This is a genomic window from Oscillibacter sp. KLE 1728 (assembly GCF_934833455.1).
Taxonomy (GTDB): Bacteria; Bacillota; Clostridia; order Oscillospirales; family Oscillospiraceae; genus Oscillibacter; species Oscillibacter welbionis.
The window spans coordinates 1-1,346 of sequence record NZ_CAKVVF010000052.1 but is presented as its reverse complement, the minus strand read 5'-3'; the positions used below and the strand labels follow the sequence as shown (position 1 = coordinate 1,346).

Annotated in this window: 1 protein-coding gene; it reads left to right on the top strand. The window is 64.4% G+C overall.

The genetic code is table 11. The annotated features are described in order from the left end of the window. On the top strand, positions 1-1,149 hold a 1,149-nt coding region (locus QVE23_RS11030; RefSeq protein WP_502919080.1), incomplete at its 5' end, for an SEL1-like repeat protein. Between the last annotated feature and the right edge of the window lie 197 nt (positions 1,150-1,346).

Genomic DNA, 1,346 nt, shown 5'->3' with positions numbered 1-1,346 from the left:
GACTATGGCCGCGGTGTGACGCAGAACAGCACGGAGGCAGTGGCCTGGTATCAAAAAGCGGCGGACGCGGGTTCCGCGGCGGCCATGTGCGACCTGGGCGTGTGCTATGAACGCGGTGAGGGCGTGGAGCGGGACCTGAGCAGGGCTGTGAGCCTGTATCGCCAGGCGGCCGAGGCGGGCAATGCCGCCGGGCAGTGCAATCTGGGATTCCTGTATGAGAGCGGCGAGGGCGTGGAGCAGAGCTGGGAGGAGGCGGTGCGGTGGTACCGCGCTGCTGCGGAGCAGGGGATGCCCCGTGCCCAGTGCAACCTGGCCTGGTGCTATGAGTACGGCAAGGGCGTGGAGCAGAACTGGAAGCGGGCTGTCCACTGGTACCGACAGGCGGCGGACCAGGAGGACCCCCGGGGGATGTTCTGTATGGGCATCTGCTGCAAATACGGCCGCGGCGTGGAACAGAACTGGGAAGAGGCGGTCCACTGGTATCGCAGGGCGGTGGATGCCGGTTCCGCGGCGGCCATGTGCAACCTGGGCGTGTGCTACGAGCGGGGCGAAGGCGTGGAGCGGGACGCCGCGGAGGCAGCCCGGCTGTACCGACAGGCGGCGGAGCGGGAGGACGCGGCCGCCCAGTGCAACCTGGGATATCTGTATGAGACCGGAGAGGGTGTAGAACAGAACTGGCAAGAGGCTGTCCGCTGGTATCAGGCGGCGGCGGAGCAGGGCTATCCCCGTGCCCAGTGCAACCTGGGCGTCTGCTGGGAGTTCGGCCACGGCGTGGCGAAGGACCCGGCCAAGGCAGCCGATTTGTACCGGCAGGCTGCAGAGGGCGGCGACCGGGTGGCAGCCTGCAACCTGGGATATCTGTACGAGACCGGTGTCGGCGTGGCCCAGAGCTGGGCAGATGCGGTGAAGTGGTACCGCCAGGCAGTGGAGGAGTCCGAGCCCCGTGCCCAGTATAATCTGGCCTGGTGCTATGAGCACGGCAAAGGCGTGCCCCGGGATCTGAGGCAGGCGAGAGAACTCTATCAGGCCGCAGCGAAGCAAGGGTATGCGGGCGCCCAGGAGGCAGCGGACCGTATGGAGAAAGATGGGAGCAGGCGACGGGGCGGCGGATTCCTCCGGGGCTTTCTGGACGGCCTGCGGGGCCAGTGAACGGTCTTACATAGTGGCGGGCGCGGGATCGGGATTACGCGCCCGCTTGAAAAAACATGTGGAAAAAAATAAAAAAGGGGGTTGACAAAATCACGCTTTTCTGTATAATAATATCTGTTCGCTGCGGAGTGAACACAACTTCATAGCGGGTTTGTGTAAGGGTAGCACAGCAGACTCTGACTCTGTATGTGAGGGTT